The 4,022-nt window shown below is 61.2% G+C and carries 3 protein-coding genes; all 3 read left to right on the top strand.

Features of this window, described 5'->3' with window-relative positions; genetic code table 11:
* The first annotated feature begins 803 nt into the window (after positions 1–803).
* Positions 804–2,120, top strand: coding sequence for a nucleotide sugar dehydrogenase (locus tag ACO6VM_RS13095; RefSeq protein ID WP_401058616.1), 1,317 nt, complete (start codon positions 804–806; stop codon positions 2,118–2,120).
* Between the two features lie 71 nt (positions 2,121–2,191).
* Positions 2,192–3,673 (top strand): glycosyltransferase family 2 protein, encoded by a 1,482-nt coding sequence (locus ACO6VM_RS13090; protein WP_390967030.1) that lies wholly within the window; start codon positions 2,192–2,194, stop codon positions 3,671–3,673.
* Positions 3,674–3,709: 36 nt separating this feature from the next.
* Positions 3,710–4,022: PilZ domain-containing protein (locus ACO6VM_RS13085; protein ID WP_422403401.1), on the top strand; the 313-nt coding region annotated here is incomplete at its 3' end.

The raw sequence follows: 4,022 nt of genomic DNA, 5'->3' as shown, positions 1-4,022 counted from the left end.
GGGGCTTATTCCTCGTGCCGCCCCCCCGCCCGTATCTGGGTGGCCCTCCCCCCCCCCCGCGATTGCATTGGCAGCCCTGCAAGGGGGCATGCCCTGAAAAGCCATTTTTCAGACGCCAAAAAACCACCACCCATACCTTTATCGCAAAACGCCATAAGACCGTTCGTACTTTTTTGACGAATTTTGAAAAATATTTTCGAATGCTGGCATATAACCATCCCGCTGCGTTTTCGCCCTTTATAGACGGGGGTGAAACTAGCGCGTGCCATCAAAGTGAAAGTATTTGCCACTGAAAAAATATTTAGAAATCTTTCATCCACGCCGAACCCGGCCAGGAACTTCTACCGCGCCGCATGGCTCATAGCACCCGTAACAAGTTTCAAGCGCCGCAGCGTGAGAGATGACTTACAGATGACAAAGTGCCGCTATCGCGCACAACCCAACAAACTTCAAAGGCGGTACAGGAAGTGCCAAAAGCCATTATCCATGCAGGAGACAAGCGCCCCTAACATACGTCCTAGTGGTTGATTTCAAAGGATTTATCCACTTGAAAGAACAAGCACTGCAGTACGCATACGGCGAACTGCAATAAAGACGGCTGCATTTCAGGGCACGCCTTATTAATACTGGCCTTAGCTTGCCAACGTTGAGTGCATAACTTTCTGCGCTCCGGATTTATTCATGCCTGCGCACGGTGAAGTGTCAATTCGCCAGGGAGCCGTGCGCCCGAAAACTGCTGGTCAATCAACCCGGCTGGCTCTTTCGAAGAAGGGCTGGCGTGATAAACACACGAGGTGAATACGATGCGTATCAGCATCTTTGGTTTGGGTTATGTGGGTGCAGTCTGTGCCGGTTGCCTGTCGGCACGCGGCCATGAAGTGATTGGTGTGGACGTGTCCAGCACCAAGATCGACCTGATCAACCGGGGCAAGTCGCCCATCGTCGAGCCGGGCCTGGAAGCACTGCTGCAACAGGGCGTGGCCAATGGCCGCCTGCGTGGCACCACCGATTTCGCCGAAGCCATCCGTGCCAGCGACGTGTCGATGATCTGCGTCGGTACCCCGAGCAAGAAAAACGGCGACCTGGGCCTGGAATACATCGAGTCGGTGTGCCGCGAAATCGGCTACGTACTGCGCGACACCAGCCGCCGCCACACCATCGTGGTACGCAGCACCGTGCTGCCGGGCACCGTCAAGAACGTGGTGATCCCGATCCTCGAGGACTGCTCGGGCAAGAAGGCCGGCGTCGACTTCGGCGTCGCGGTCAACCCCGAGTTCCTGCGTGAAAGCACCGCGATCAAGGACTACGACCAGCCACCGATGACCGTCATCGGCGAACTGGACAGCGCCAGCGGCGACGTGCTGCAAGCGCTGTACGAAGAACTCGACGCCCCGGTGATCCGCAAGCCGATCGAAGTGGCCGAGATGATCAAGTACACCTGCAACGTGTGGCACGCCACCAAGGTGACCTTCGCCAACGAGATCGGCAACATCGCCAAGGCCGTGGGCGTCGATGGCCGCGAGGTGATGGACGTGGTCTGCCAGGACAAGGTGCTCAACCTGTCCCAGTACTACATGCGCCCGGGCTTCGCCTTCGGCGGCTCGTGCCTGCCCAAGGACGTGCGCGCCCTCACCTACCGCGCCGCAAGCCTGGATGTGAAAGCACCGCTGCTCGACTCGCTGATGCGCAGCAACGAATCCCAGGTACAGAACGCCTTCGACATCATCGAAAGCCACGACAAGCGCAAGGTCGCCCTGCTCGGCCTGAGCTTCAAGGCCGGTACCGACGACCTGCGCGAAAGCCCGCTGGTCGAACTGGCCGAGCGCCTGATCGGCAAGGGCTACCAGCTCGACATCTACGACCAGAACGTCGAGTACGCCCGGGTGCATGGCGCCAACAAGGACTACATCGAGTCGAAGATCCCCCACGTCTCCTCGCTGCTCAACGCCAACTTCGAGCAGGTGGTCAACGACGCCGAGATCATCATCCTGGGCAACCGTGACGAGCAGTTCCGCGCCCTCGCCCAGCAAGCGCCGGAAGGCAAGCAAGTGATCGACCTGGTCGGGTTCATGAGCAAGCCAACCTGCACCACCAGCCGTACCGAAGGTATCTGCTGGTAACCCCGGCCGGGCGGCGCGTCCCTCCCCAGCGCGCCGCCCGTCCACCCCCGAATTCTCGACGGATGCCGAACATGCAAAGGTTCCAGACAGTGCTGTTGCAGTGCGCCGGCTGGCTGCTCTACATGAGCCTGCTCATGCTGATCGCCCTGGCCCTGCCCAGCGATATCTTCGATTCGCAGTCGAAGCACTTCATCTTCCTGGTCGGTGCTGTCGGCATCTGGCGCTACTCCATGGGCGCCACCCATTTCATCCGCGGCATGATCTTCCTGTACCTCGTCTACCCCTACCTGCGCCGCAAGGTGCAGAAGCTGGGCAGCGCGGCCGACCCGTCGCACGTGTACCTGATGGTCACCAGCTTTCGCATCGACGCCCTGACCACCGCCCAGGTGTACAGCTCGGTGATCCGCGAGGCGATCGACTGCGGCTTCCCCACCACCGTGGTCTGCTCACTGGTGGAAAAGTCCGACGAGCTGCTGGTGAAGAGCCTGTGGGCCAAGTACAACCCGCCCGCCCACGTCGCCCTGGACATCGTGCGCATCGCCGGCACCGGCAAGCGCGACGGCCTGGCCTACGGTTTTCGCGCCATCTCGCGGATGCTGCCCGACGACCACGCCGTGGTGGCGGTGATCGACGGTGACACCGTGCTCGGCGAGGGCGTGGTCCGCAAGACCGTGCCCTGGTTCAAGCTCTACCCCAACGTCGGCGGCCTGACCACCAACGAATTCTGCGAAGTGCGCGGCGGCTACATCATGAGCGAGTGGCACAAGCTGCGCTTCGCCCAGCGCCACATCAACATGTGCTCGATGGCCCTGTCCAAGCGCGTGCTGACCATGACCGGGCGCATGTCGATGTTCCGCGCAAGCGTCGTGACCGACCCCGAGTTCATCGCCGATGTGGAAAGCGACTCGCTGATGCACTGGCGCCTGGGCCGCTTCAAGTTCCTCACCGGCGACGACAAGTCGAGCTGGTTCAGCCTGATGCGCCTGGGCTACGACACCTTCTACGTGCCGGACGCGGCGATCAACACGGTCGAGCACCCGCCGGAGAAGAGCTTCGTCAAGGCCAGCCGCAAACTGATGTACCGCTGGTACGGCAACAACCTGCGGCAGAACTCCCGCGCCCTCGGCCTGGGCCTCAAGCGCCTGGGGCTGTTCACCAGCATCGTCCTGTTCGACCAGCGCGTGTCGATGTGGACCAGCCTGCTGGGCCTGACCGTGGCAGTGATCGCCAGCTTCAAGTTCGGCCTGCAGTTCCTGCTGGTGTACCTGCTGTGGATCGGCATCACCCGCCTGATCCTGACGATCATGCTGCTGTGCTCGGGCCACAGCGTCGGCCCCGCCTACCCGCTGATTCTCTATTACAACCAGATCGTCGGCGCGGTGATGAAGATCTACGTGTTCTTCCGCCTCGACAGGCAGTCCTGGACCCGCCAGCCCACTGCCCTCAAGCGCGACCTCGCCAGCTTTCAACAATGGTTCAACACCTGGTCCTCGCGGACCATGACCTTCTCGGCCGCGAGCATCTTCGTCGCCGTGCTGTTCATGGTCGTGTGAGCCCAACCCGGATCGGATAACAGGAACGAAATCGCCATGAATACCGCCGTGAACGTCAATGTCGTGCATGAGTCCGAAGCGCAGCGCCAGCACGCCCGGGTACGCATCCCCGCCAAGCTGCGCTACCTGGACGGCAACCGCGAGCCGCACGATGTGAAGGTGGACGATCTTTCCGCCGGGGGCCTGTCCTTCCACGCCAAGAAGCCCCTCGCCGAAGGCGAAGTGCTGCGCGGGCGCCTGCAGTTCGTGGTCGACAACCTGGGGCTGTCGATGGACGTCGAGCTGCTGGTGCGCACCAGCAAGCACAAAAACGGACGAAACGGCAACAAACCCCCAAACCCAGACACCC

The organism is Pseudomonas sp. GZD-209, assembly GCF_049310485.1.
Classification (GTDB): domain Bacteria; phylum Pseudomonadota; class Gammaproteobacteria; order Pseudomonadales; family Pseudomonadaceae; genus Aquipseudomonas; species Aquipseudomonas sichuanensis.
The sequence above is the reverse complement of the archived record's forward strand: the minus strand, read 5'-3'. Positions and strand labels throughout refer to the sequence as shown.